Origin of the sequence: Paenibacillus sp. 481, assembly GCF_021223605.1 — a bacterium.
In the GTDB taxonomy this organism is placed as follows: domain Bacteria; phylum Bacillota; class Bacilli; order Paenibacillales; family Paenibacillaceae; genus Paenibacillus_B.
The window spans coordinates 3,442,877-3,468,318 of sequence record NZ_CP075175.1; the positions used below are offsets into that span (position 1 = coordinate 3,442,877).

23 protein-coding genes are annotated in these 25,442 nt (G+C 46.7%); 17 read left to right on the forward strand and 6 right to left on the reverse strand.

Features of this window, described 5'->3' with window-relative positions; genetic code table 11:
- Nucleotides 1–3: 3 nt before the first annotated feature.
- From KIK04_RS15280 to ppnP, 5 genes are all read left to right on the forward strand, one after another.
- The gene (locus tag KIK04_RS15280) at nt 4–2,304 is read left to right on the forward strand and encodes a hypothetical protein (RefSeq protein ID WP_232274495.1); all 2,301 of its coding nucleotides are present in this window, start codon (nt 4–6) and stop codon (nt 2,302–2,304) included.
- Between the two features lie 68 nt (nt 2,305–2,372).
- Nucleotides 2,373–3,116, forward strand: a complete 744-nt coding sequence (locus KIK04_RS15285; RefSeq protein WP_232274496.1) for a hypothetical protein — start codon at nt 2,373–2,375, stop codon at nt 3,114–3,116.
- 365 nt (nt 3,117–3,481) lie between these two features.
- On the forward strand, nt 3,482–3,823 hold the full coding sequence (locus tag KIK04_RS15290; protein ID WP_232274497.1) for a DUF2085 domain-containing protein: 342 nt from the start codon (nt 3,482–3,484) through the stop codon (nt 3,821–3,823).
- Between the two features lie 503 nt (nt 3,824–4,326).
- Nucleotides 4,327–6,348: a transketolase gene (gene tkt, locus KIK04_RS15295; RefSeq protein WP_232274498.1), complete on the forward strand. Its 2,022-nt coding sequence runs from the start codon at nt 4,327–4,329 to the stop codon at nt 6,346–6,348.
- 111 nt (nt 6,349–6,459) lie between these two features.
- Nucleotides 6,460–6,795 carry a pyrimidine/purine nucleoside phosphorylase gene (gene ppnP, locus KIK04_RS15300; RefSeq protein ID WP_232274499.1) on the forward strand — a complete coding sequence of 112 codons (336 nt, stop codon included), beginning with the start codon at nt 6,460–6,462 and terminating at the stop codon, nt 6,793–6,795.
- A gap of 102 nt (nt 6,796–6,897) precedes the next feature.
- Here the strand turns inward: ppnP and KIK04_RS15305 are convergent, their stop codons facing one another.
- Complete coding sequence (locus KIK04_RS15305) at nt 6,898–7,797, reverse strand: NAD(P)-dependent oxidoreductase (protein WP_232274500.1); 900 nt, start codon at nt 7,795–7,797, stop codon at nt 6,898–6,900.
- A 277-nt stretch (nt 7,798–8,074) separates the two neighbouring features.
- Between KIK04_RS15305 and KIK04_RS15310 the strand changes: the two genes are divergently transcribed.
- The 8 genes from KIK04_RS15310 (at nt 8,075) to KIK04_RS15345 (ending at nt 16,374) form a co-directional block, all read left to right on the forward strand.
- Entirely contained in the window at nt 8,075–9,430 is a 1,356-nt protein-coding gene (locus KIK04_RS15310; RefSeq protein WP_232274501.1) for a glucose-6-phosphate isomerase, read from the forward strand.
- A gap of 124 nt (nt 9,431–9,554) precedes the next feature.
- A complete protein-coding gene (locus KIK04_RS15315) occupies nt 9,555–10,187 on the forward strand; it encodes a YigZ family protein (RefSeq protein WP_232274502.1) in 633 nt (210 codons plus the stop codon).
- Nucleotides 10,188–10,199: 12 nt separating this feature from the next.
- Nucleotides 10,200–10,808 carry a TetR/AcrR family transcriptional regulator gene (locus KIK04_RS15320; RefSeq protein WP_232274503.1) on the forward strand — a complete coding sequence of 203 codons (609 nt, stop codon included), beginning with the start codon at nt 10,200–10,202 and terminating at the stop codon, nt 10,806–10,808.
- Nucleotides 10,809–11,098: 290 nt separating this feature from the next.
- Nucleotides 11,099–12,052, forward strand: coding sequence for a LysM peptidoglycan-binding domain-containing protein (locus KIK04_RS15325; RefSeq protein WP_232274504.1), 954 nt, complete (start codon nt 11,099–11,101; stop codon nt 12,050–12,052).
- A 272-nt stretch (nt 12,053–12,324) separates the two neighbouring features.
- Complete coding sequence (gene cysT, locus KIK04_RS15330; RefSeq protein ID WP_232274505.1) at nt 12,325–13,140, forward strand: sulfate ABC transporter permease subunit CysT; 816 nt, start codon at nt 12,325–12,327, stop codon at nt 13,138–13,140.
- 131 nt (nt 13,141–13,271) lie between these two features.
- Entirely contained in the window at nt 13,272–14,144 is an 873-nt protein-coding gene (locus KIK04_RS15335) for a sulfate ABC transporter permease subunit (RefSeq protein ID WP_442951175.1), read from the forward strand.
- Between the two features lies 1 nt (nt 14,145).
- Entirely contained in the window at nt 14,146–15,210 is a 1,065-nt protein-coding gene (locus KIK04_RS15340) for a sulfate/molybdate ABC transporter ATP-binding protein (protein WP_232274506.1), read from the forward strand.
- A 75-nt stretch (nt 15,211–15,285) separates the two neighbouring features.
- Nucleotides 15,286–16,374 carry a sulfate ABC transporter substrate-binding protein gene (locus KIK04_RS15345; protein WP_232274507.1) on the forward strand — a complete coding sequence of 363 codons (1,089 nt, stop codon included), beginning with the start codon at nt 15,286–15,288 and terminating at the stop codon, nt 16,372–16,374.
- Nucleotides 16,375–16,522: 148 nt separating this feature from the next.
- Here the strand turns inward: KIK04_RS15345 and KIK04_RS15350 are convergent, their stop codons facing one another.
- Nucleotides 16,523–17,272 carry a class I SAM-dependent methyltransferase gene (locus KIK04_RS15350; RefSeq protein WP_232278755.1) on the reverse strand — a complete coding sequence of 250 codons (750 nt, stop codon included), beginning with the start codon at nt 17,270–17,272 and terminating at the stop codon, nt 16,523–16,525.
- A 342-nt stretch (nt 17,273–17,614) separates the two neighbouring features.
- Between KIK04_RS15350 and KIK04_RS15355 the strand changes: the two genes are divergently transcribed.
- Nucleotides 17,615–18,346 (forward strand): MBL fold metallo-hydrolase, encoded by a 732-nt coding sequence (locus KIK04_RS15355; RefSeq protein WP_232278756.1) that lies wholly within the window; start codon nt 17,615–17,617, stop codon nt 18,344–18,346.
- A gap of 140 nt (nt 18,347–18,486) precedes the next feature.
- Here KIK04_RS15355 and KIK04_RS15360 read toward each other — a convergent pair whose 3' ends face one another.
- Both KIK04_RS15360 and KIK04_RS15365 read right to left on the reverse strand, forming a co-directional pair.
- Entirely contained in the window at nt 18,487–19,299 is an 813-nt protein-coding gene (locus tag KIK04_RS15360; protein ID WP_232274508.1) for a Cof-type HAD-IIB family hydrolase, read from the reverse strand.
- A 242-nt stretch (nt 19,300–19,541) separates the two neighbouring features.
- Nucleotides 19,542–20,585 carry a DMT family transporter gene (locus KIK04_RS15365; RefSeq protein ID WP_232274509.1) on the reverse strand — a complete coding sequence of 348 codons (1,044 nt, stop codon included), beginning with the start codon at nt 20,583–20,585 and terminating at the stop codon, nt 19,542–19,544.
- 286 nt (nt 20,586–20,871) lie between these two features.
- Here KIK04_RS15365 and KIK04_RS15370 point away from each other — a divergent pair, with 286 nt between their 5' ends.
- Nucleotides 20,872–21,723: a MurR/RpiR family transcriptional regulator gene (locus KIK04_RS15370; protein ID WP_232274510.1), complete on the forward strand. Its 852-nt coding sequence runs from the start codon at nt 20,872–20,874 to the stop codon at nt 21,721–21,723.
- A gap of 100 nt (nt 21,724–21,823) precedes the next feature.
- Here KIK04_RS15370 and KIK04_RS15375 read toward each other — a convergent pair whose 3' ends face one another.
- Nucleotides 21,824–22,828 (reverse strand): lipoate--protein ligase, encoded by a 1,005-nt coding sequence (locus KIK04_RS15375; protein ID WP_232274511.1) that lies wholly within the window; start codon nt 22,826–22,828, stop codon nt 21,824–21,826.
- Between the two features lie 264 nt (nt 22,829–23,092).
- Between KIK04_RS15375 and KIK04_RS15380 the strand changes: the two genes are divergently transcribed.
- Nucleotides 23,093–23,653 (forward strand): nitroreductase family protein, encoded by a 561-nt coding sequence (locus KIK04_RS15380; RefSeq protein WP_232274512.1) that lies wholly within the window; start codon nt 23,093–23,095, stop codon nt 23,651–23,653.
- Nucleotides 23,654–23,919: 266 nt separating this feature from the next.
- On the opposite strand, the gene KIK04_RS15385 is transcribed toward KIK04_RS15380, so the two are convergent.
- Nucleotides 23,920–24,396 carry a phosphatase gene (locus tag KIK04_RS15385; RefSeq protein WP_232274513.1) on the reverse strand — a complete coding sequence of 159 codons (477 nt, stop codon included), beginning with the start codon at nt 24,394–24,396 and terminating at the stop codon, nt 23,920–23,922.
- 290 nt (nt 24,397–24,686) lie between these two features.
- On the opposite strand from KIK04_RS15385, the gene KIK04_RS15390 reads away from it, so the two are divergent.
- Entirely contained in the window at nt 24,687–25,400 is a 714-nt protein-coding gene (locus KIK04_RS15390) for an adenosylcobinamide amidohydrolase (protein ID WP_232274514.1), read from the forward strand.
- The last annotated feature ends 42 nt before the right edge of the window (nt 25,401–25,442 follow it).

Sequence of the window (25,442 nt, forward strand, 5' to 3'; positions counted from 1 at the left end):
TGTATGCCATTTCAACCAAATGTAAACGACGAACTTCATATAGGTGAACATAGCTACGTGGTTGAGCCACATCCGTTGTCTGCCGATGTGCCTTATGGGCAAGAGGGTAGGCAAGGGACGGTATATCGGCTTAAATCGACCGAACTAGCGACAGCGTGGGCGCTTAAAGTGTTTCGCCCTAATTTTCGCCATCCTGCACTTGTGTATCAGGCAGAGCAATTGGCTCCTTATGCCAAGCTGCCTGGCATGCAAGTGTGCAAGCGCCAGATCATGACACCGCAGCATCAATTTTCACTGATCTCGCAACATCCAGAGCTGTTATATGCGGTCCTTATGCCGTGGATTGAAGGCCCGACATGGATGGATGTGCTGCTTGATAAGCGGCCATTGTCCCGCGACACAACGTTGCTTATTGGTGAGGCTGCGGCTATGTCACTGGCTACTTTGGAGCAGCGCGGCATGGCTCATGGAGATTTGTCGGCAGCGAACGTGATTCTTGCTGGCTTAAATGAAGCGAATGAAGTAGAGCAGCGTGGAAACGAGGGGATCGTTTCCTTTGTTGACGTTGAGCAGATGTGTGCTCCGGGGTTGTACAAGCCGGAAATTATGCCAACAGGGACATCTGGCTACGCTCGCAAAAGCGGGACGGCATATGCGTGGAACTCGATGATGGATCGTTTTTCAGGTGGTGTTATGCTGGCGGAGATGCTTGCATGGTGTGATGAAGGAGTACGGAAGGCCGCGTGGGGCGAAAGTTACTTCAATCCTGAGCTAATGACGCTGGATCAGGAACGTACGGATATTTTGCTGCGTGCATTAAGTGTACATTACGGGGAAACGACGGCATTTCTATTTCAGCGTGTGTGGGGAAGCACGGACAATACGCAGTGCCCAACCTTCGGGGAATGGGCTGTTGCATTGAAGTCTAAACTGCTGAGTGCGGAAGAGGATGAGGCAGATAGAGTGGTTTCTGGTGCTGTTACTGATGCTGTTGCTCAGCGTGAGCGGCATCTTGTAGGGCTGGTCACGATGACAGAGCAGGCAGCTGCCAAGAGTAATGAAGTAGAGCATAATGGTGAGCGTGATGATGCTGAATCTAACAATAAACATAGCGTTATATATAAAGCTGTGCATGGTGATGACAACCAAACTGGTAACTCCAGTACTGCGGCAGGGGCACAAACTCAGCGACAATCGCAAGCGCAGGCACAGGCACAGGCAGAGGCGCAGCAAAGAATGGATTTCACTACCGATATTCGAATTGCACAGCAAGATGAAAAAGATGGACGTTGGGAGGCGGCTGTTAAACGCTACGAACAGCTACTGCTACGTATTCCGAATGCGTCTACTTCAGACATCGGAGTCGAAATTCAAATTGCTTTGCAAGAAGCAAAGCAAGCCATCGAACAAAGGGAAGCGCAATATCAAGCCGAACTAGCCGTTGCGTTAGCGAAGCGCCAGCGGTTACAGCGGGTAGTAGGTCTTGCAGGAGCGATATGTTTGCTGCTTGGCGGCGCGGGCGGCATCTTGTATTGGGCACCTTGGAACTCACTTGTTAGCGAACAAGTGGTGGTGACAAATGTTTCAAGCACGTCGTCAGCGGGCCAAGTGAACGGTGCAACGAACAACCCAGCGCAAGACCAAGCGCAAGACGAAGCGAAGAGTCAAACGAAGGGCCAAACAAAGAGCGAAACAAAGAGTCAAGTGACAGGGGAAACGGCTTCGAATAACTCGTCCAAGGACGGAAGCGAGCGTCCGGATGTCTCTCCCCCGCCAATAAAGAAAGAGACTCGTACGAGCAATGATAAACCGATTAATCCAACGAAGCCGGATGCGCAGAACAAGCCAGCCAACCAATCCGACACCAAAAAATCGGGCGCCCTACCTTCATCTACATCGAACAAGTACGCTTCTAATGACGCGAAATCTAATCCATTAAAGCGCAATGTAGAGTCGAAGTCGGAGCCTAAAGCGAAATCAAAGCCGGCAAGAGAAGCGGAATCAAAGAACACAACAAACACCAAGAACACAACAACAGTAAAACAAACGAAACAACCTGAACAAATCAAGCCGGCTAAAAAAGAACCAACCAAACAAGAACCGACCAAACAAGAACCATCGAAATCCGATACGCAGCAAACAAAGAAGAACAAAATAAAAGCGTTGGAAGACAGCCTTTTACAGGCCTTTAACGTCGAGGACGACACAGAAAAGGCGATCAAGGTGGCGAAGCAGCTTAAGCAACTCGATCCGACTAACACTTTAGCCAGTAAAATGTTGAAGGAACTGGTCGGTGGATCGTAGTCATCACAGTGAACGTAGCATTTTTTAGATAATCATATTCATTGAAAAAGCAAGAGGGGGAGCTTTAGATGAAAAAGTTTATAGCTGGATTTGTGGCAGGAGGGCTACTGTTTGGTACGGTTGCAGCTTTTGCGCAAGATTTAAAAAATGTCTTGTTCGATATTAGCTCGGTTCAAGTAGATGGTGTTGAAGTGAATATGAAATCGAGTAATAAACCGTTTACTTTCAACGGCTACGCTTATATTCCAAGCTATATGCTTCCAGATATGGGTTACGTTGCGACACGCTCCCAAGATAAATCGGGTGTCGTATTGCGAAGTGTCGGACAGGCCTATTATCCGATCAGCGAAGATGCAAAAATTGCGGAAGCAAACGTGATTCCCGTTAAGACCATTTTGAATTCCCACGCATTTGTAAACGTTCAATATAAGAGCAAGGAACTGCTGGAAGACGATCAAAAAAAACCGTATGAGAACTACATCCACATCTCGCTCGACAATAATCGAGACAGTGCAAGTTATTCAGATATCACGATCCATTTAGATGAAAAATTTCGGCGCTTCGGGGCTAAAGCACAATTGCTAAAACAAGCTTCCGATGCAAAGTTAAACGGGGCCGTGACCGTATCTGCATATGTTGTGAATGATCGCAATCAAGAGACGCTAGTGAAATCATGGACCCTCGATGATAACCGTTTATCTGAAGATATGACGTTGTCGTTGCGTTACGCTAAATCGGTTCGCTTTAAAGTGACAACGACACATAAAGGGCAAATCAAATTTGCGCTGTTAAATCCTACGATTGTAAAGTAGAGCGCATAATAGCTATCGCTCAAGCCTATTTGTAGCTACTTTGCTTTATCAAAGCCTGTTCCCGTTAGAGGGGCAGGCTTTTTTGTTTTAAATCGATTCATGATAGAATTAATATAGATGGAATATTATTCAAGGGTGGCGTTTTTATATGTTTTATTTTTTATTAAGCATTAGCTTAATTCTTATTGTTTCAGGGGTATTTTTACTCATCAAAAATGTAATCATGTGGGGCGGGATTCTCCTTGCAGTGGGCGTAGCTCTGCTTGTCCTCATTCTGATCCTTTACTACGACAGAAGAGATAACAAATGGAGCAAATGGGATTGTGTTGACTGCGCCTCTTGCGCATCTATAGGAGTCTGTAGTTGTGATTGAGCGGCGTTTAATTCCGTGCCATCGACTACGATCTCGCTCTTTTGTTATTAGGGGCAGGCAATTTCCGATCTGTGCAAGGTGCACAGGGATTTTCGTAGGCTATTTCCTGTTACCTCTTTTTTTGATGTTTCAACCGAACACGGTTTCTATGTTGAACGTTCTCCTGTTCGTTTTTTTGCTGAGTGTTCCCATGTTAGTCGACGGATTTACGCAAAAATGGAAATGGCGTGAGAGCAATAATGGGCTTCGTCTGATGACGGGTGTACTGTTTGGTGCAGGACAAGCCACGTTAATCGGTAGTGTGGTCAATGAGATTGTTCGTTATTTCGTATGACTGCGATAAGGATACAGCAAGTTGGGGCAACTAGACCTACCTACTGCAAATTAGAGTTTGATAGGAGGTTGTGACAAGAGTGCTATTTCTTTACGAAGTCTGTTCCTGATTGAGGGGCGGGCTTTTTTTGTGCTTACAAGATCGATGTATCTTAGTTTACAAAAACAATCCTTCTATATATAATATAGTAGATTATAATTATAAAGTTAAACCATTCAAACTTTGCTTCTCACCTCTGCACCTTGTATTTTGCATCTATGTACCTTTTTACTTTTGCAGCTAACGGGTATGTAATGAAATGTGACCAGCATTTTCTAATTTAGTGTTAGCCAGCTTCTAGGTACAATCTTCCTAGAGATTTTCAGCACGTTGAAGTAGCATAGTGGTCATAGTAATGGTACAATAATGCAAAATGGGGCAACATAAAAAAATGATGAGTATCTTAGAATCTCACGCCATTTTCGCAAAAAAACGATAAGAGTTGGAGAAGGAGGAAGTCAATTATGACTTTAAACCAAGCTAACATTGATCAATTGTCAGTTGCAGCGATTCGTACGCTTGCAATTGATGCAATAGAAAAAGCAAAATCAGGTCACCCAGGTATGCCAATGGGTGCAGCTCCGATGGGCTACCACCTGTTCGCGAAAGCAATGACTCATAACCCAGTTAACCCTATGTGGATTAACCGCGACCGCTTCGTATTGTCTGCAGGTCACGGCTCCATGTTGCTATATAGCATGCTTCACTTGAGCGGCTACGACTTGCCGTTGGAAGAGATTAAGAACTTCCGTCAATGGGGCAGCAAAACGCCAGGCCACCCAGAGTTCGGTCACACAGCTGGTGTTGACGCAACTACTGGTCCGCTTGGACAAGGCTTTGCTATGTCCGTAGGTATGGCTATGGCTGAAGCGCAGCTTGGCGCTACTTACAACCGTGAAGGCTACGATGTTGTTGACCACCACACATATGTTATTTGTGGCGATGGCGACTTGATGGAAGGTGTATCTAGCGAAGCGGCTTCGCTTGCAGGTCACTTGAAATTGGGCAAGCTTGTTGTGCTTTACGATTCCAACGACATCTCCTTGGATGGCGAATTGAACTTGTCGTTCAGCGAAAATGTACGTCAACGCTTTGATGCTTATGGCTGGCAAACGCTTGTCGTTGAAAACGGCACAGACTTGGCTGCTATCGCTCAAGCAGTTGAGCAAGCGAAACAAGAGACGAACAAGCCTACATTGATCGAAGTGAAGACAGTTATCGGCTATGGTAGCCCGAACAAGCAAGGTAAAGGCGGCCACGGCGGTACTCACGGTTCTCCACTCGGCGCAGAAGAAACAAAGTTGACTAAAGAATATTACAACTGGCCACATGCTGACTTCGAAGTTCCGACTGAAGTGTATTCCCACTTCGAAGAGAACGTGAAGCAAAAAGGTATCGTAGCTAACGATGCTTGGAACAGCATGTTCGCAGCTTACAAAAATGCTCATCCTGAGTTGGCACAGCAATTTGAGCTTGCTATCAATGGCCAATTGGCTGACAACTGGGATGCTGATCTTCCTAAATATGCAGCAGGCGACAGCGCTGTATCGACACGCGTAGCTTCTGGTAACGCGTTGAACGGCTTGGCGAAAAATGTTGCTCACTTGACAGGCGGTTCCGCTGACCTTGAGAGCTCGACAATGACGCATTTGAAAGGCTTGCCTGTATTCCGTCCAGGTAGCTACGAAGGCCGCAACATCTACTTCGGTGTGCGTGAATTCGCGATGGCTGCTGCGATGAACGGTATGGCTTTGCATGCCGGCGTTAAAGTATTTGGCGGTACGTTCTTCGTATTTACAGACTACTTGCGTCCAGCAGTGCGTTTGTCCGCATTGATGAAATCACCTGTCGTTTATGTATTGACGCACGACAGTATCGCTGTTGGTGAAGATGGTCCAACGCACGAGCCGATCGAGCAGTTGGCTTCACTTCGTATCATCCCTGACTTGACAGTTATCCGTCCAGCTGACGGTAACGAAACGTCTGCAGCATGGGCATATGCGGTAGAGAACCAAGAGAATCCTGTTGCGCTCGTATTGACGCGTCAGAACTTGCCAATTCTTGATGCATCCGCAGAGCATGCACGCGAAGGTATCAAGCGTGGTGCATATGTTGTAGCCGACGCAGCTAACGGTCAGCCGCAAGCGCAAATTATTGCGACAGGCTCTGAAGTACAGCTTGCAGTTCGTGCTCAACAAGCACTTGCTGAAGAAGGCGTACAAGTACGTGTAATCAGCATGCCGAGCTGGGATTTGTTCGACAAGCAATCCCAAGAGTACAAAGATTCTGTCTTGTTGCCTAACGTTAAGGCACGCTTGGCAGTTGAAATGGCTCATCCGTTCGGATGGGAGCGCTTTGTTGGCGACCAAGGTAGCGTACTTGGTATCTCTACATTCGGCGCATCCGCTCCTGGCGACCGCGTAATGGCAGAGTACGGCTTCACAGTTGAGAACGTTGTGAGCCGTGTTAAAGCATTGCTTAAATAAGCACTCGTAATCGTGTGCGTTCGTAATTGACGTTACTAGTCCACATCTCAGAATTGAGATGTGGACTATACGTATATATGAGCAAGTTAATGTTGAGGGGAGTAGGAGAACATGTCTAATGTATCGCAACAATCAGTAACGCAATTTGAGCAAGTATCTGTAGTAAAGGCTGCGAATGTTTATTTTGACGGTAAAGTAACAAGCCGTACGGTGTTGTTCGCTGACGGAACGAAAAAGACGCTCGGTATTATGTTGCCAGGTGAATACGAATTTGGCACAGATGTGAAAGAGTTAATGGAAATTATCGCGGGTTCGTTGGAAGTGAAATTACCTGGCAACGAGGCGTGGATTTCGATTAATGGCACGGGTGAATTTATCGTACCGGCCCATGAAAAATTCCAGCTGCGCGTGCATCAAGTTACAGATTACTGCTGCTCCTACCTCTAAGATTACTCATCTGTACTCGTACATGTCATACGAAAAAGCCTGTCCGCTCATTCGCTCCTAGCGAACACGGACAGGCTTTTATTTTAACGCCACAAGTTTCTCTTACTTATCTGTCGGCTGCCCAATTGAACGACCGATCCACTGCTCGTACATTTTAACAACAGCACATAAATCCTCTTCGCCATAACCAGCCGTTTGCCCCATTTGGAACAAACTTTTAGCTGCATCAAGCATGGGGGACGGTGACTGCATGTCCTCTGTCAGTCGTGAAGCGAGCTTCAAGTCTTTCAACATGAGCTGGAGCGAAAATTGATTGTCAAAGTTGCCAGCAATTATTTTTTGCCCTTTTAAATCGGCCGCTCGACTGCCACCAGTTCCGTTTTGCACGACATCCAAAAACGCTGTTGGATTTACGCCTGCTTTTGCAACAATGGAGAAGCCCTCTGCCAAAGCCGCGTTATTAATGCCTACAAGCGCGTTATGCGCCAGCTTCGTAATTGAGCCGCTACCCGTAGGGCCCATATGTATAATTTTACGTCCCATCGCTTCCAATACATCCATCGCGCCTTCAAGCACGGCTGTGTCGCCACCTACCATAAAGACGAGTGTCCCTTCGATTGCAGCTGGCTTGCTACCTGTAACAGGAGCATCCAAAAAGCTCGCTCCCTTTGCGCTACAATCTGCTGCCAGTCGTGCGACGAGCGACGGTGAAATTGTACTGCTGTCAATAATCGTAGTGCCTGGTCGTGTCGTTTCCAATAAGCCATGGTCACCATAGTAGACTTGCTCAATCGAGTGATCGTTGCTTACCATCGTGAGCACGACATCTGCATGTGCTGCTGCTTCGGCAGGCGTTGCCGCGACTTGCGCTCCCATTGCGCGTAGCGGTTCTGCTTTTGCGCTTGTCCGATTATAGACGGTAACTGCGAAGCCTTTGCGCAGTAAGTTTTCCGCCATCGGCGCTCCCATTGTGCCTAATCCGATTACTGCTACCGTTTTCATGTGTGTCACCTCGTCATAGTCATAACCATATTTTGTCGATATCCATTCTATCATATCAACATACGCCAAGTAAGCAAGATATATATGGTCCGTGAGTGTTACCGTATCATTCCTTAATATAATAATTTGTGGACCCCTATAAAATTGTTTTATTTTGTAAACCCTTACATTCGGATATGTTCCCTTGTGTTTCTTTTCAAAATCCTTTATCCTGAAATTAGTGATTTCGCGGGTTAAAGTGGCAAAGTCAACCAATACTCGACGAGGAGGCTGTACAATGACTAAAAAAGTACACTTTGATTATAGTAAGGCGCTGGCATTTGTGGGCCAGCATGAAGTAGATTATTTTGCAGAGCCGATTCGTGTGGCTCACGAGCAATTACATAGTAAGACAGGAGCAGGATCTGACTACTTGGGTTGGGTTGACCTTCCATCCAACTACGATAAAGAGGAATTTGCACGCATTCAAGCAGCAGCAGCCCGCATTCAAGCGAATTCTGAAGTTCTTATCGTAATTGGTATCGGTGGTTCTTACCTTGGCGCACGCGCAGCGATTGAAATGTTGAGCCATTCGTTCTACAACATGCTGCCGAAGGACAAGCGTAAGACGCCTGAGATTTATTTTGCAGGTAACAACATCAGTTCTACATATGTCACGCATCTGTTGCAGTTGATCGAAGGCAAGGACTTCTCGATTAATGTGATTTCCAAGTCTGGTACAACGACAGAGCCAGCGATTGCTTTCCGTATTTTCCGTGAATTGTTGGAGAAAAAATACGGCAAAGAAGAAGCGCAAAACCGTATTTTCGCAACAACCGATACAGCTAAAGGTGCATTGAAGACGCTTTCTACAGAAGAAGGCTATGAGACTTTCGTCATTCCTGACGATGTCGGTGGCCGTTATTCCGTACTGACAGCAGTTGGTTTGCTACCCATTGCCGTGGCGGGCATTAATATCGAAGAAATGATGCAAGGTGCGCAAGCGGCAGCGGAGGAGTTCAGCAACCCTAACGTAGCTGAGAACTTGAGCTATCAATATGCGGCTGTACGCAACGCATTGTATCGCAAAGGCAAGACGACAGAAATTCTCGTCAATTACGAGCCTTCCCTTCACTATGTATCTGAGTGGTGGAAGCAGTTGTTTGGTGAGAGCGAAGGTAAGGATAACAAAGGTATTTATCCGTCTTCTGTTGACTTCTCGACAGATTTGCACTCCATGGGTCAATTTATCCAAGAAGGAACGCGCAATCTGTTTGAAACGGTTATTCAAGTGGCAGAAGTGCCACATCAGATTACAATTAATGAAGATCCAGCAGATTTGGATGGCCTGAATTTCTTAGTAGGCAAGACGATGGACTTCGTGAACAAGAAGGCATTTGAAGGAACGATGCTCGCGCATACGGACGGCAACGTGCCTAACCTTATCGTGACGATTCCGGATATGACGCCGTATACGTTCGGTTATTTGGTGTACTTCTTTGAAAAAGCTTGCGGCATTAGCGGTTACTTGCTTGGTGTTAACCCATTTGACCAGCCCGGTGTCGAAGCTTACAAGAGGAACATGTTTGCCTTGCTAGGCAAGCCGGGCTATGAAGAAGAGAAGGCAGCCTTGGAATCAAGACTGACTCAATAATCATTCACAACTAGCTGACTTACATCATAATGGCAATTTAGACATCTTAGACATACGATCAGCAGCAGGAAGCAGTTTACCATATTGGTGAACTGCTTTCTTAGCAATCTCGGAAGGTGAACTTATGTTAGAACGTTACAAAACCGTACGACAAGCAGGTAATAAAGAAATCGTGATTAAGAAATCGCGCTTTATCGGTTACGGCAAGCCTGTCGAAACAGAGGAAGAAGCGATTGCTTTTATAGAAGATTTAAAGAAAAAGCATTGGAATGCAACGCACAATTGTTCCGCTTATATGATTGGCGAGCGTGACGAGATTCAGCGCGCATCTGACGATGGTGAGCCTAGTGGAACGGCGGGCAAGCCCATTTTAGAGGTAATCAAAAATCAAGGCCTCAAAAATGTAGCTATCGTCGTGACACGTTACTTTGGCGGAATTATGCTTGGCGCAGGTGGGCTCGTTCGTGCTTATACGGATGGAGCGGTAGCTGCAATCGAAGCAGCACAATCGATTACGAAGGTGCTGCATCAGGAAGTGTTTGTTGAAGTGGATTACACATGGCTAGGAAAGTTAGAGAATGAACTTAGAAATAGAGAGATGCGGATGGGAGATACGCAATTTACGGATAAAGTAACTCTTACTTGCTTACCGATCCAATCGGAGAGCGATTCGTTTGTTGCGTGGATAACGGATTTGACACAAGGTCAGGCCGATATTCGGATGGGAGAAGCTGTCTATTACATTGAGGGAGAATAAGGAGAACAGCCTATGCCAAGAAAAGCAGTAGATCAGGAATTGTCCCGCGAACGTATTTTGGAGGTTGCCCGCCATTTGTTCGTCACGAAAGGGTATCGTTCGATTTCAATGAGAAGCATTGGCCAGCAGCTTGGGTATAGTCATGGATCACTTTATTATCATTTTAAAGATAAAGCTGAGCTGTTCTATGCACTTGTGCAAGAAGATTTTTTTCATCTTGCACGACTGTTTGAACGTGTAATGGCACAAGTGCCAACCGAAGGAATGACGAAGCTGGAGCAAATTATGCTGGAGTTTACGCGCTTCGGTTTAACGAATCCACATCATTACGAAATCATGTTTATGACGCGAGACGAGGAATTGCTTGCCTACGCACGTGCGGAGCAAGCGCGACTGCTTGAAATGTTCTCTGTTATTGTAAGACAAACTATGGCTATTAACTTGCAAGGCGAAAATGAAGGACACAATATACCGCGAAGCTTGTTTCTAGCCATGCACGGTTTTATCTCCTTCTACATTCAAGATCAAGTCAGCTTTGAAGATGTAAAACCTGCGGCAGCGGCACATGTGCGATTTTTGTGCCGCCGTGCGATGGAGGCTGTTCAATCAGCTTCCGCGTAACGCCGAAGAGTCGTATGAAAATTAATGACGCAATGCCTCACGTTTTGTTTACGTTCACATATAGTGATATTAGCCTAACTTCAAACGCGGTTAAACAATCGGCACACGAGGCAGAGCATCTCTGCTGAGTTGTTGCTTAATCATACAAGACGTTGGTGTCTGCAACGGGCTGCACTTAGCATTTCCATGCTTTAGTGCTTTCCAGCTTGACAAAAGTGCCAATGCATCACGATACCCGTTTCAAGCTTATATGGTGAATGATGAACAAAACGTGAGGAGGTCAGATATTAATGATTGACTATGTTGTCCAATCTGGCGAATCGCTTTACGCGATTGCACAGCGTGTTGGGGTACCTTTTCCAATGATTGCTCAAGTAAATGGCATTACAGATGCCAGCTATATTTATGTGGGGCAAGTGCTGAAAATTCCGGTAGCTGACAATACGCACGCTGCGCCGCCCCTCCATTTTACGCCTATGTATGCAGCTCCGCAGGTTGAGATGCAATCTGCATATGCATATGCAGCACCATCCTATGTGCCTGTACGATATGGTTCTGTACCGTATACGGCGGGGCAGTATGGTTCGTATGCAAATGAACCAACTTCGTCCTATGTGTATGCTCAACCTCAATATGGCGGGGTACCGCAAGTATACGGTTATGGGAGCCTATCATCACAACATGTAGGTTGGAATCCACAATTTGCTCCACACGTCGCTCCTCACGCCGTTCACGAAGCTCATTACCCCGATCATATGCCTGTACATCATGAGCAGTGCCTCGTTCATTCTATGGTAGAGACCGCCCATCATCATGAATGCTATACGCAATACAATGAATCTCCTTTAGCGGTTACAACTGACGATATTATGGTAAGTCCTTCGTTGCGCCTGATAGAGCCTGTTAGGGAACATGAAGCAGAACCTAGAGTAGAGGCAGATGTAGATACCGAAGCAGACGCAGAAATAGAAGCGGAACTTAGAGCAGAAATAGAAGTGCAGCCTGAAACATATTATATCGTACAATCAGAATGGGTTGCAGCGCCTTCGTCAGACAATGAATATGTCGCACGGAGCGAGTGTGATATAGAGCCGACAGGTGAAGCTGAACATACTGGACACAGTCCGTTAACGAGTTCGTATCTGATAAGCGCCGCTACTTATAGCCAACTTGATACGTCTACATTTGACCTTGAGCAAGAAGTGAGAAAGTTGAACGAGAGAGGATATTTACCCCACATTTAAAAATGAGAAGCATTGACGCGCTCAATTCGGTTAGGGTCAATGCTTTTTTCATGGCATAAATTATGCACATCTACATGTTCATAGCCCCTGCATTTGTAGCATCACCATTTATAATTGTTTCGAATAAGTTGCATAACAATCCTTTAAGATAACTATTGACGTTCCGTTCTAACATTTGGTAAAGTATTTTCATAACACCAAGTAAACAGCTAGGATTTATTATAATACAAAAATTGGTGATTTTCATATAGACAGAGGATGGGGGGACATTTTTGAACTCGGTGCTTCGTCATCGTAGCGCGGTGTGGGGATTGCGCACGACCTTATTACTATACGTATTTTTGCTTATTGTACTTCCCATTGGGGGGATATACGTCCATTCATTCGCAGGCGGCTGGTCGGTATTCGTAGACAGTATAATGGAACCGCTGGCTTGGCAAGCCGTGTGGCTAACGTTTCGGCTTGCGCTGGTGGCGACGTTGATCAATGTTGTAATAGGTACGATTGCAGCTTGGGTATTGCATCGCTATTCCTTTCCAGGGCGCACGCTGCTTAACAGCATCGTTGATTTGCCATTTGCATTGCCGACTGCGGTAGGTGGATTAATGATCTTAATGTTGCTTGGCCCACAGAGCACGATCGGTCAAATGGCGGACTCGATGGGATTGCGGATTGTATTTGGAGAGCCTGCAATTGTCGTTGGGATGGTGTTTGTTACGTTCCCATTCGTTATTCGGACGGTGCAGCCTTTACTAGAAGAGGCTGAGCAAGCACAGGAAGAAGCTGCGTATATGCTTGGCGCGTCTAAGCGACGCACTTTTTTTCAAGTGCTGCTGCCACAAATGCGGCCAGGTATTATAAGTGGGGCGATGCTCGCTTTTTCACGGGCGATGGCTGAGTTCGGTGCAGTCGTGCTTATAGCCGGCAACATTCCAGGCAAGACGCAGATTGCATCTGTCTATATTTTTGGTGAAATTGAAAGTGACCAACCGCATTCCGCTGCGGCTGTATCGGTCATGCTTTTGTCGTTATCTTTAGCAGTGCTATGGTATGCGAATTCCCTGCAAGCAAGGAGGGAGCAACGATGAGCAGCAACGAGAATCTACCTCCTGTCGCTGGGAAAGCGGTCAATAACCGTACCAGCAACTCTACTAACCATCACAATAACCATCATCAAAATGGTACAGACATCCCAGTTAATCATACTATCAATAGTTCGATCGTAAGTTCCAATGTAAATTCTAGCGGGACTGCTGTCCGCTCGCTACGTACTGCGGCCAGCAAGTATTCACGTTCAAGCCTAGGACTAATCGTGTTTACGTATGTCGTGTTCTTTGTTCTACTTATTGCTCCGCTTATTCAAATTGTAATCGGTGCATTGGAACAAGGGAGCACTACATTTATTCAGGCAATTATGCGTCCAGAGGCCCTGCACGCTTTGGCGATGACAGGAGCAGTCGTGCTTGTTGTTACACTGCTCAATACGATTTTTGGCGTAATGACTGCTGTTATGATCGTACGTGGGACATGGCTAGGCACAAAGCTGCGACAGCTGTTAAACAGCATCATCGATTTGCCGTTTGCGGTATCACCGATTATTGGCGGCTTTATGATCGTCTTGCTACTAGGGCCGCAAACCGCATTAGGATCTTTGTTTGCAAGTGCGGGCATCAATATTGTATATGCATTTCCGAGTATGGTATTGGCAACCTTGTTCGTGACGTTTCCACTTATGGTTCGTGAAGTTGTGCCTGTCTTGCAAGAAATTGGCACACAGCAGGAAGAGGCGGCATCCATGCTTGGGGCTTACAGCTGGACTACATTTTGGCAAGTGACATGGCCCTCGATTCGCTGGGGAGTCATTTATGGCGTCGTGCTTACGGTAGCCCGCTCGTTAGGCGAATTCGGGGCGGTGCTTGTCGTCTCCGGCAACATTATGAATAAGACGCAAACCGCGACAACCCTTGTGTACCAAGATGTCGAAAATTTTAATATCCCGGCGGCTAACAGTTTAGCACTCGTTCTGGCTATATGTTCAATCGCGCTGCTCTTACTTATGGAATGGGCCAAGAAACGAAAAGGGGTGCACTAATATGCATATTGAAGTACAAGCGCTAAATAAGTGGTTCGGGTCGTATCACGCTGTTAAAGATGTGCATTTCTCGGTTGAGCCAGGTCAGCTTATTGGCTTGCTCGGTCCTAGTGGAGGCGGTAAGACGTCTGTACTCCGTATGTTAGCGGGGCTGGAGCACCCAGATTCGGGTGAAATCCGCTTTCACGGCAAACGAGTAAATGAGGTGCCGCCGCAGGAGCGGGGCATTGGTTTTGTGTTTCAGCATTACGCGTTATTTAAGCATATGACGGTGTTCGAAAATATTGCATTTGGGCTAAAAATACAAAAATGGCCAAAAGATCGGATTGGGTATCGCGTCTCCGAATTAATGGAATTGACTGGTTTGAGTGGAGTTGAAAAACGCTATCCGCACCAATTATCAGGCGGGCAGCGCCAGCGTGTTGCCTTTGCTCGTGCCTTGGCGCCCGAGCCGCAGCTGCTGCTCTTGGATGAGCCGTTTGCCGCGATTGACGCCAAGATTCGTAAAGAGCTGCGCAGTTGGCTGAAAGAGCTCATTGATCGTGTGGGGATTACATCGATATTCGTCACGCATGATCAGGATGAAGCGATTGAAGTTGCGGATGAAATCATGATTATTAGCCAAGGTCGGGTCGAGCAAAAAGGAACACCGTGGGACATTTATAAATCCCCACAAACACCGTTCGTGGCCGAGTTTATCGGGGAGTCTACGATTCTGGCGAATGTTCATCAGCTCAAAGGATACGAAGCAACGGTCGAATGGCCGAGCGTTAAAGCACTTATTCGCCCAGAGTATATCGAGATCGGCAAGCGTGGTGAGTTGCGTCTGCCTTCTGCGAGCGAGAGTGGGCGTGTGAAGGCACTGCATTTTCGAGGTAGCGAGTGGATGATAGAAGTTGAAGTGGGTAGCTTAACGCTAAAAACGTATCGTTCGCTTGAAAGCTCTACGTTGCAAGTTGGGGATGAGGTGCAAGTGCTCGTCCATCGCGTGTATTTGTTTAATGAGAACGATAGCTGGGTGATGGAAAACCACTTAAAAGAGGACCCCATGCCCATTCATATTTAAGGACCACAAACACCGTGGTAAACGACCACTTTAAATTTGAAGTACATGCTTCATAACTTCAGAAGGAGGGCACTCATGAAGCAAGGGTGGAGCAACCGAGCGTTTGGCATCATAAGCGCAACGTTGTGCATGATTATGCTCGCGCTAAGCGGTTGCAGCAGCACGGCCTCGACTGGAGATCCAGCCAGCCCAGTTGTTGCACAAGCCGAAGCTACATCTGGCGAGTCGGTTACACTTGTTATCGGTGCCTATACCGTTGCTAAAGATGCGCTGGAGCGCATTATTCCACAGTTTCAAGCGCACTGGAAGGAGCAGACGGGGCAAACAGTTCATTTTCAGCAATCGTATGAAGCTTCTGGAACACAAGCGCGCTCGATTGCGGGCGGGATGGAAGCTGATGTAGCCGTATTTGCGATGGAAGGGGATGTGGATAAGCTCGTAAAGGCGAATCTCGTTCCACAGACATGGAAGTCAAAAGACGCTTACAACGGTATGGTGACGAGTTCGATTGTTGTCATCGGCACGCGGAAAGACAATCCGCTCGGCATTAAAGAGTGGGAAGATCTGACGAAACCTGGTGTTGATGTGCTGTACCCTAATCCGCGCACGTCTGGTGGCGCACAGTGGGACATTAATGCGATCTATGGCGCTGGCTTAAAGCTGGCGGCTGAAAAAGGGGTGGACGGGCCGCAGTATGCGAAGCGTCTGCTTATGAATATTCATAACAATGTCATCTCGCTGGACAAAAGCGGGCGCGCATCGATGGCTGCATTTGAATATGGCGTGGGTGATGCGATTGTCACCTATGAAAATGAGCTGCTGTCTCGCATCAGCCAAGGCGTGCCATACGAAATCGTCGTTCCGAAACATACGATTCGGATCGAGAATCCTGCGCTCGTTGTTGATGCTTATGCGAAGAAGCATGGCACGGAAAAGGTGGCGCAGGCGTTTGTCGATTATTTGCGTAGTGAGCAGGCGCAGCGCCTGTGGATGGAGGCGGGATTCCGCCCCGTTAATAAGGAGGTAGCTGCTGCGTTGCCGCAAGCGAAGGCAGATCCTGAGGGATTGTTTACGATTGAAGATATGGGCGGCTGGGATGAAGTGCGTAAGACGATTTATAGCAAGAAAGGCATTTGGTATCAGGTGCTAGCAGGCATTGAGTAATTGAGCGGGGATAAGCAGAATATACGGACATAGCAAACGAGCATGAGGTCAGGCTTCAATAGCCAAACTCATGCTCGTCTTTGTTTAGTTGATTCTGGAATGCCTACACATTTACAGCTGTTTGTTCCATATAACCGTTCAAATAAAATCAATTTGCAGGTGTCATTTCTTTTTGCGCCGAAATCATTAAAAACATAGGTCTGCGAAGTTCATCCTTCATCTCCGGCACAAGCTTCAGCATTTCATCAGAAGGTTCAGACTCCTGCACGGTTTGGATGCGAAAGCCCGAACGAATGACGTCGTTCATATACGTCGAAATCGTACGATGATATTTTACGACGTCCGCAGCTAAAAAGGTTGTCTCGCGGATTCCTTCTACCTGATAGTTATCAACGGGCCAATGCAGTCGATTGCCTTGGTCATCAACAACCCAATCTTGCTCGCTGCGAGCTGTAAAGATGGGATGCTCCACAGAAAACACAAAAGTGCCTCCAGGCTTTAGGCAGTCATACACTTTTTTGCAAATTGTATCAAACGATTGAATATAGTGAAACACCAACGAACTAATTACAACATCAAATGGGGAGTCTGGAAAATGGATGTCTTCTATAGGCATTTGTATATATGAAATGGAAGTATCATCGTTGAGTTCGCGGGCTTTTTGGAGCATTTTTGCAGATATATCTACACCGATCACCGAACTTGCGCCCTGCTCACGAGCATAACGGCAATGCCATCCATAACCGCAGCCCAAATCGAGTACATGCTTATTTCGCAGCTCGGGAATGAGTGCTTTCAACATATGCCATTCGCCAGCACCTTCGAGTCCTTGGACGGATCGAGGCATTTTTTCGTATGCAGCAAAGAAATGGGCATCATCATATTTGTTTTGCTTCATCATTCATACAACTCCTAACTATTAAAATACGTCCATCTCTTTGTGTTGATCACTTATTCCTATCATATCACAAGGCTTATGCAGCTAAACGGCTTCGATCGTGGAATCTAACACATTACATAGCAAGAAAGGGGGAGGCGAATATGCTGAAAAAGGGATTCAATTGTGTTGCTCTTGCTCGTGTATCCATAGAAGTGCTACGATCTAGGTTATAGGCTGATGCGCATATAGGAGGATATTTTCAGCATGAGTGAAATAGTAGATGTTCATGAATTGGTTCATAACGAATCAATTTCAGATGTGAAAAAATGGGGAGTAACGTTCTGGGGGACGGGAGATTCGATGGGCGTTCCTCGTGTGTATTGTGCGTGCGAGGTGTGTCAAGAAGCGAGGCAAAGTGGGCTTAACCGTCGCTATCGTTCATCGGTGTTATTAGCACGGGGCGAGGAGCGGTTGCTCGTTGATTGTGGCCCGGATTGGACATGGCAGATGGAACAGGCGGGTTTATACTGGCTAGATCATATATTAATTACGCATGCGCATCACGATCATATTGCAGGTCTGCCTGCATATGCCGACGCTTGTCGTTGGTTGGAGCGAACAGGGTGTGTGATTGCCCCGGCTGAAGTGAATGATACGATTCGAATCATGTATCCGTGGCTGGACAAACATATTCGATTTGTAAATATAGATGGTGATTGGTGTTGGAGCGACTGGAGTATTAAGCCGATTAAAGTGAACCATGGTAAAAATGGTTACGCGTATGCGTATCGCTTTGAGCGGGATGGTACGAGTTGGGTGTATGCCTCAGATGCGATCGGGCTTGAAGCGGAGGAATTGGTGTTATTTCGCAAGGCTGAGCTGCTCATTTTAGGAACGAACTTTTATTATGAGCAAGCGCCGTATCATACTCGGTCGGTGTACGATATGGTGGAGGCGATGCAGCTGATTAAAGATGTGCAGCCTAAGCGTACTATTTTTACACATATGTCGCATGATATTGATTTGCGGCGTACGTATCCGTTACCAGATCATGTTGCGTTAGCTAAGACAGGATTGACTGTCTCTGTATAAGGGGCTGGGGCGGATTTCTTGGTAAAATGCAAAAAAAAGCCGCCCAGCTAGATAAAGGCTCATGTCTTGAGCTGGTTCATCTGATTGGACGGCTTTACGGTTTTATATAGCGCTAAGGCTAAGCTGAGAGCGTAGGTTGCTTAGTTCGTGTGCGTTTTATTTAAAATGAATTTTTCGATAGCGTGACGAACACCCTCATCGTTATTCGATAACGTAATATAATCAGCGATCGCTTTAAGCGAATCTACCGCGTTCTCCATTGCAACGCCAAGGCCAGCCGTTTCAATCAATTCATGGTCGTTCCACGAATCGCCTATGCCGATCGTTTCCTCTAGCTTGCAGCCGAAATGGTCGGCTAGAAAGCGAAGTGCGTTCCCTTTCGTACCATCGCGATGGGTCACTTCCAAGAAGTTCGGCTTTGACTTGGTAATATGCACGTCAGGACCGAGCAAGGCACGCAGCTCTGGCGCAATGCGATCGAGCGTTTCGGGCTCATCGATCATGAGCATTTTCGTCGATGGTGAAGCGAGCAAACGATCCAAATCAGGCTCGATCGTGTACGGAATATTGTTATTTAATGTGCAGTAATCGATTAATTTTTGATTTTCTTCGTGCGCAAATAAGTGATCGTTGATATACAATTGCAAATGAATGTTGTGCTCTTTGCAATATTGTAGCAGGCGCAGTGCCGCGTCGTGTGGTACTGCACATTCGTACAGCACATGGCCGTCGAGCACATTTTTGATGAGCGAGCCTTGGTACGTAATCAGCGGAACGTTGAGGCCGGTTTGCAACGCTATTTTGTGGGCGGAAGCATACATGCGTCCAGTTGCTAGTGTAACGGTAACGCCTTGCGCGATCGCTTGTTCGAGCGCATGTTTCGTGCCTTCGGTTACGATTTTATCGTCCGTAATCAGGGTGTCGTCAATATCAATTGCGATTAGCTTGTACATCGTTTGGTTCTCTCCTTTTTGTAGCTAGAGCGGAGGCAGTGAGGCTGCTGTGCGCTACTTACACGCGTTACTGATGCGTTGCGGCGGCTAAGCTCACGGTTCCTGCACTCCAGCCTTATCTCTAAGTTCTTGCTTTGAATGTCATGCTACATACTACATGTTAGGTGCCTTACATTTTGCATTTTACATTTCATATTTACATGGTACATTGTGCATTCCTATTTCTCGTATGGTGTACACCTCTATTGTACCTCATGCTTGCCCCATTTCAATTCCGCCAAAATCATCGCGGCAAAAATAAGGACGCAACCCGCTATGGCCCACGTGCCAAGTAACTCTCCCGCAAATGTAACACCTGTAATGGCGGCAAATACAGGCTCCGTCGCGTAAATAACAGCGACGCGTGACGCAGAGGTGTAGCGCTGGCACCACGTTTGTGCCCAGAACGCAAACGCCGTTGATAGGCCGATGGACACCGTCAAGGCAATCCAGACAGGCGGATGGCTTAATGCTTGCCAGAGCTCTGTTAGAGTCATCAGCGGCTCAAATAAAAGTGAACTGAGTGCAGCGAGTACGCCCACTGTTGCGAGCTGCACGGTAACGAGCGCAACGGTATCGTAAAGCGGTGCGTATTTCCCCGTTAACGCAATATGGAACGCAAAGCAGAACGCACACAGCAGCACGAACAGATCGCCGCGATTCCAATCCATCGCGCCGCCGTTAAACGTGAGCAAATAGAGGCCAATGAGGGCAAACGTTGCTGCCGCCCATGTCATTAATGGCAGCCGCTGGCGTGAGAGCCATACGGTAATGAATGGCACGAGCACAACGGACAGACCAGTAATAAATCCGGTATTCGTCGTCGTGGTGTGCAGCAAGCCGATCGTTTGGAAGGCGTATGCGCCAAACAACCACACGCCAAGAATAACGCCGTGCTTCACGAGCGGGCGATTTCGCAGCTTGCTCAATCCGTTACCTGCGTGACTTGTGCCACTATGTAGCCCACTAGGCAGTTCGTTAGGCCGCCCACTATGTAGCCCACTAGGCGGCTCGCTAGGTAGCCTGCTAGGTAGTCCGCTTGGCTGTTCACTAGGCAGGCTACGTTGCGCTCTTCGGCCTGCGATCAGCAGGACGATCACGAACAATAGCGCCGCACCCAAGAAGCGCACCGCATTGAAGGCAAGTGGCGGCAGCGTATGAATAGCATGCTGCACAATAATAAACGTTGAGCCCCAAATAAAGGCGACAAATAGCAAGCAAGCATCCGCGATCCAAGAACGTTTCATCGTCGTCATGTTCCCCTTATCGTAAAGTTTCCTTCATCATTTACATAGGGCATTTGCGCAAGCCCACACATTCTATCGTAGGATGATATCGCAGGATGAGGTTCACGGCAAGAGAAATTACGTTTATCTGCCGGCTAGCATCTATTTTCCACAACAACTTTTAACTGCTTGCAAGCGTCTTTGACGCCTTTCAAGTCACGGATTCTCTGCTTTACAAAGTTTCGGGAAGCGTGCTACATTCGGAGTCAGACAAGCAACGAACGATAAAAAGGAAGGGGAATCCCGAGTGAAATCGAGTCAAGCGAATGCGTTGCTGCTCATGCGCAGCTTGTATCCGTCCTTTTCGTATACAGAGAAAAAAATCGCAAAGTATGTGCTAGCCCATCCTGATAAGGTATTGTATGCCACGGTTACAGAGCTGGCGGAAAAGACAGAAACAGGCGAAACAAGTGTCCTTCGCTTGTGCCGTAATTTAGGGTTTAGCAGCTATCAGCAATTCAAGTTAGCGTTGGCCAAACATCAAGCCAGTGTGAGTCATCAAGTGGATGATAGGCTAGAGGAGGAACAAGATCGAAACGAGGCCTTAGCTATGCTTGCAGATAAGCTTGCGTCAGATAGTTGCACATGGCTAGAACATATTCGTAAGCAGCTTGATATAGGGCAGTTGCAGCGTGCAGTGCATGCGATAAATAGCGCAAATCAGGTGTTATTGATTGGCATGGAGAGTACGGGCTTTCATAGCGCAGTCATAAGTGAGGCTCAGGATCAATTGCTAGAACTGGGGATCGACACTATAGCTGTGCAGGAGCTCGGACTGATGACGAAGCGAGCTGCATTTTTAACGAGCAAAGATGTGCTGTTCATCATTTCTTCAGGGCAGGAACATGATGAAGTGCTAAGCGCGATTCAATTGGCGCGGCAGAAGCAGGCCACGATTATCGGGCTCGCTGCTAATAGTGGGTCGGAGGCGGCGGAACGCGTAGATATTCGATTGTTAGTGCAAGCTGATCAAGAAGTCCACCCATCATTTCAGGCAAAAATGATGCAGCTGTATGTACTTCAGGTGCTACTATCAGCGATTGCATTAGAGGCCAAGCCAAGTGATCCAGCGCGTAACGAAATACATATACATAACTAGAAAAACGGCCGCTGTCCCTTATTTAAAAGAGACTGCGAGCCGTTTTGTGCGATTATTCAACGTTACTGTTCAACTACTGTTCAACTACTGTTCAGCGCTACTATTCAACGAGCATAACAAGATTGACGAAGTCGTCTAACTCAATGTTGCCAAAATAGTGGCGAATGTCCACGTCTGCCAATGCTTCGCGCACAGCTTGTTCTTCGTGGCGGACGTTGTTCAATTTTTCCTCAATATCGCTAACTTCACCGACGCCGAAGAAATCACCATAAATTTTGATCATCTCAATCCGACCGTCCTTCAAGTCCATCCGAACATCAATGATGCCTGCTGGGAACTTTTTGGCATGTGCAATGTTCGATTGTGGGGAGCGGCCATAGTTCCAATCCCAATTCTGGTAACGCTCTTCGGAGATGCGATGGATCTGCTCCCAATCTTCCTCTGATAGATGGTATTGTGGAACTTGATCCGCTTCCTTATCAAAAATATAGTGCAACAGTGAATTCCTAAATTGCTCCATCGTCAGCGGCTCACTTAAAAATTCAGAGATGTTCGCCACTCTTGAACGCACCGATTTCGTGCCTTTGGATTCAATTTTGAGTTGGCGTACTTTCAAAGCGGAAGCGACATGCTCCATTTCCGAATTGAACAGCAACGTGCCGTGACTGAACATGCGGCCGCGCGTTGCAAACTGGGCATTGCCCGATATTTTACGCTCACCGACTTGAATGTCGTTGCGACCTGTTAAGTCCGCCTCAACGCCGAGCGAGCGTAGCATATCGATAACAGGCTGGGTAAATTTACGGAAGTTGTGGAACGATTGCCCGTCATCTTTAGTTAAAAAGCTAAAATTCAGATTGCCCAAATCGTGATAAACGGCACCACCACCAGACAAACGGCGTACGACATGAATATGTTGGTCTTTCACGTAGTCTGCGTTGATTTCTTCAATCGTATTTTGATTTTTACCAATAATAATGGAAGGTTCGTTTATATAAAATAACAAATAGCTATCTTCGTCCATCGGCAAATGTTTAAGTACGAATTCCTCAATCGCTAAATTAATGCGCGGATCAGTGATACCGCGGTTATCGATAAACTTCATTGCTAGTGTGCCTCCTCATGTAAAGAGATTGTCCATGTTAGACATTAATCATAAATGGCGAATTAGTCAATCGGTCGATGAATAACCTTTATTAACTATAGCGTGGAAGGGGAGAGGAATGCTCTGTTTTTGAGGTGAAAGTCGCTTATATCATTCCCTATCATTCCCTACAACAACCGTAATAATCAATTTCAATTTGTAATTGATAATCGTTATCAAATATAATGGATAAGTACGTATTTAAAGAATGGGGGAACGAATTAAATGTCGATCGCGAGTGTTGTCCGAAATCGTCGGAGCATCCATCATTATAATGATAAACCTGTAGAAAGAGAACTTATTTTGCGTCTGCTTGATGATGCAGTCTGGGCTCCTAATCACGGCATGCGGGAACCGTGGCGTTTTATATATGCAGATGGTAATGGGAAAAAAAGATTGGTCGATGGCCTTATTGAAATCGTAATGAAAACGTTGAAGTTTAAAGCGATGTCCGATGAGCAACGGGAAAAATTCAAGACTCATGCACACTCCGTGCCCGCTTACTTAATCGTTGTTATGCCTGAAGATGCGCGTCCGGCGATTTGGGAGGAGGATTTGGCGGCGGTTAGCAGCCTGATTCAGAACTTCCAACTGCTCGCTTGGGAGGAAGGTATCGGTATGCTGTGGCATACAGGGGACTACATTTACAATAAAGATTTTCGTGAACTAGCTGGTGTACAGCCAGGTGAAAAAATTGTCGGCGTGCTCCGTCTCGGTTATTTCGATGAAACTCCAGCAGCGCGTCCGCGTACACCGGCTAAAGAGTTGTTTACGGTTCTAGAATAGATAGCGGATTCACAGTCCGTATCAGGCGAGTAACAGCTGTGAGGTTACTACTAGGTACTCGGTACTCGGATAGCCCTCACTTATGCACGATATTTTTGTGCCTGCCAAAATGGAGCGAGGGATGTCTTGCCGTCATTTTTAATGACGGTTAAGACACCCCTCTGCTCGTCAATCTGACCAGCTCTCTAAGGAGCTGGTTTTTTTATTTTGTGTGGCGGAACAAACACGAATGTGAATTCCTTATCGCCTCGTATTAGAAAGCGTTTTCAAAATTGATCCTGAAAATCATCAGTGGATTGTTTTTTCCGATCACGAAAATAGAACAGTAGCTCCATCCCATGCTTAATCATCCATGCTGCTAGTAACACGCTAACTAATAAGTGCGCCCCAACTAGCGGAGATAAATACAGATCGTTGCGGCCGGACAAGTTAATTAAGTATGCTGCGCAGCAAGCAACAGCTAGTACGAGAAACAGAAGCGCCTTTTGATTGGCGCGATATGAAACTTGGCGTGCGAACTGCTTATCTGGCAGCTCATCTTTGGACATAAATTTAATAAACATCGCAATGGCTTGAAAAACAATGGCAATGCCGAACACGTTGCGTGCAAGTGCTGTCATCTCTGCGCTGTACAGTCCGATGTCCCCTTTTAGATGTAAGTGGAACAATACTGATGCGTAATAAACTGTAACGACGATGGCGGCTCCTAGTGATGCCCAGGACATCTTATGGTGGACCGACATAGTAGTGCCTCCTTCTAGTTAAAGTACAAGGTGCAGACAATGAAGTCATTTCCGCATAGGTTTATTATACAACATTTAACAGATGTGTCATAGTGTGCGCTTTAAAATTGTGTAACATTTTTGTGCGTGATTTATTCGTTTGACGGGTGCAGCATTGTTGCGCATAATTTAGCTTTAGACTTGACGTAAGTGATCGGAAAATAAGTGTGCAATACGATTAAGACCGGGTACAAATGAGAAGAACGGTTCTTGGGGTTAGTTGTAGGTTAAGAGGGAGGATAACGAGAGTAATGCAGCCTTTTCGTAAGGGTTCTACGATGTATGCGTCCACTTGTTTGCCAGGGGTGAGCCTAACTTGGCGCGAGGAGCATGTCGTCGTGACGTTACCGGAGCTAGTGCCGGTATGGAGTAATGCGGTATATCATGGCGGTTCGTGGCTTACGGAGCGTATCGTTAATCATATGGTGACAACTGAATTCGATTGTTCTGATCCTGTTCAACATATGAGAAATAAATGTGAGCAGTGGGAGTACCATCCTGTCACTTCTGTTGGTTTAATAACAGCTGCCAAGCTGTCTCATACTTCGCTGAAGGAAAAAGAGGGAGATGCTTTTTCGGTACTGTGCTGTACAACAGCAGGGACGTTGAATGCAGCTCGCGCCGGAATTCCGCGACAAGTGCATTCAGACTATAAGCCGGGGACGATTAACACGGTCATTATTGTAGATGGTGATATCGGCCAAGCAGCGGTATGGAATCTGGTCATGACTGCAACCGAAGCGAAGTGCGCAGCTCTGGCTGACACACAATTGATTGACGGGGAGACAGGGAAGGTCGCGACGGGAACGACAACGGACGCCATCGTGATTGCGGTTATAAACAGTGGTCGTTACAGAGCGGAACACCTTTACGCGGGAACTGCGACGACGATAGGCAATACAATCGGGTGTCTCGTGTATGACACGGTGTCTGAAGCAGTTCGAACCCAGCATGAGGTTGACTAAGGTTGGTCCTTTCTTTTCTTATATGATCTTTAGAGCACAGCC

Excerpts from the sequence above, each read along its gene's own strand:
- KIK04_RS15365 (WP_232274509.1), bottom strand. The coding sequence starts at position 20,585 with ATGAAACGTTCTTGGATCGCGGATGCTTGCTTGCTATTTGTCGCCTTT.
- KIK04_RS15320 (WP_232274503.1), top strand. The coding sequence starts at position 10,200 with ATGCCAAGAAAAGCAGTAGATCAGGAATTGTCCCGCGAACGTATTTTG.
- tkt (WP_232274498.1), top strand. The coding sequence starts at position 4,327 with ATGACTTTAAACCAAGCTAACATTGATCAATTGTCAGTTGCAGCGATT.
- KIK04_RS15340 (WP_232274506.1), top strand. The coding sequence starts at position 14,146 with ATGCATATTGAAGTACAAGCGCTAAATAAGTGGTTCGGGTCGTATCAC.
- KIK04_RS15310 (WP_232274501.1), top strand. The coding sequence starts at position 8,075 with ATGACTAAAAAAGTACACTTTGATTATAGTAAGGCGCTGGCATTTGTG.
- ppnP (WP_232274499.1), top strand. The coding sequence starts at position 6,460 with ATGTCTAATGTATCGCAACAATCAGTAACGCAATTTGAGCAAGTATCT.
- KIK04_RS15345 (WP_232274507.1), top strand. The coding sequence starts at position 15,286 with ATGAAGCAAGGGTGGAGCAACCGAGCGTTTGGCATCATAAGCGCAACG.
- KIK04_RS15380 (WP_232274512.1), top strand. The coding sequence starts at position 23,093 with ATGTCGATCGCGAGTGTTGTCCGAAATCGTCGGAGCATCCATCATTAT.
- KIK04_RS15305 (WP_232274500.1), bottom strand. The coding sequence starts at position 7,797 with ATGAAAACGGTAGCAGTAATCGGATTAGGCACAATGGGAGCGCCGATG.
- KIK04_RS15315 (WP_232274502.1), top strand. The coding sequence starts at position 9,555 with ATGTTAGAACGTTACAAAACCGTACGACAAGCAGGTAATAAAGAAATC.
- KIK04_RS15355 (WP_232278756.1), top strand. The coding sequence starts at position 17,615 with ATGGGCGTTCCTCGTGTGTATTGTGCGTGCGAGGTGTGTCAAGAAGCG.
- KIK04_RS15360 (WP_232274508.1), bottom strand. The coding sequence starts at position 19,299 with ATGTACAAGCTAATCGCAATTGATATTGACGACACCCTGATTACGGAC.
- KIK04_RS15390 (WP_232274514.1), top strand. The coding sequence starts at position 24,687 with ATGCAGCCTTTTCGTAAGGGTTCTACGATGTATGCGTCCACTTGTTTG.
- KIK04_RS15285 (WP_232274496.1), top strand. The coding sequence starts at position 2,373 with ATGAAAAAGTTTATAGCTGGATTTGTGGCAGGAGGGCTACTGTTTGGT.
- KIK04_RS15325 (WP_232274504.1), top strand. The coding sequence starts at position 11,099 with ATGATTGACTATGTTGTCCAATCTGGCGAATCGCTTTACGCGATTGCA.
- KIK04_RS15375 (WP_232274511.1), bottom strand. The coding sequence starts at position 22,828 with ATGAAGTTTATCGATAACCGCGGTATCACTGATCCGCGCATTAATTTA.
- KIK04_RS15350 (WP_232278755.1), bottom strand. The coding sequence starts at position 17,272 with ATGAAGCAAAACAAATATGATGATGCCCATTTCTTTGCTGCATACGAA.
- KIK04_RS15385 (WP_232274513.1), bottom strand. The coding sequence starts at position 24,396 with ATGTCGGTCCACCATAAGATGTCCTGGGCATCACTAGGAGCCGCCATC.
- KIK04_RS15280 (WP_232274495.1), top strand. The coding sequence starts at position 4 with ATGCCATTTCAACCAAATGTAAACGACGAACTTCATATAGGTGAACAT.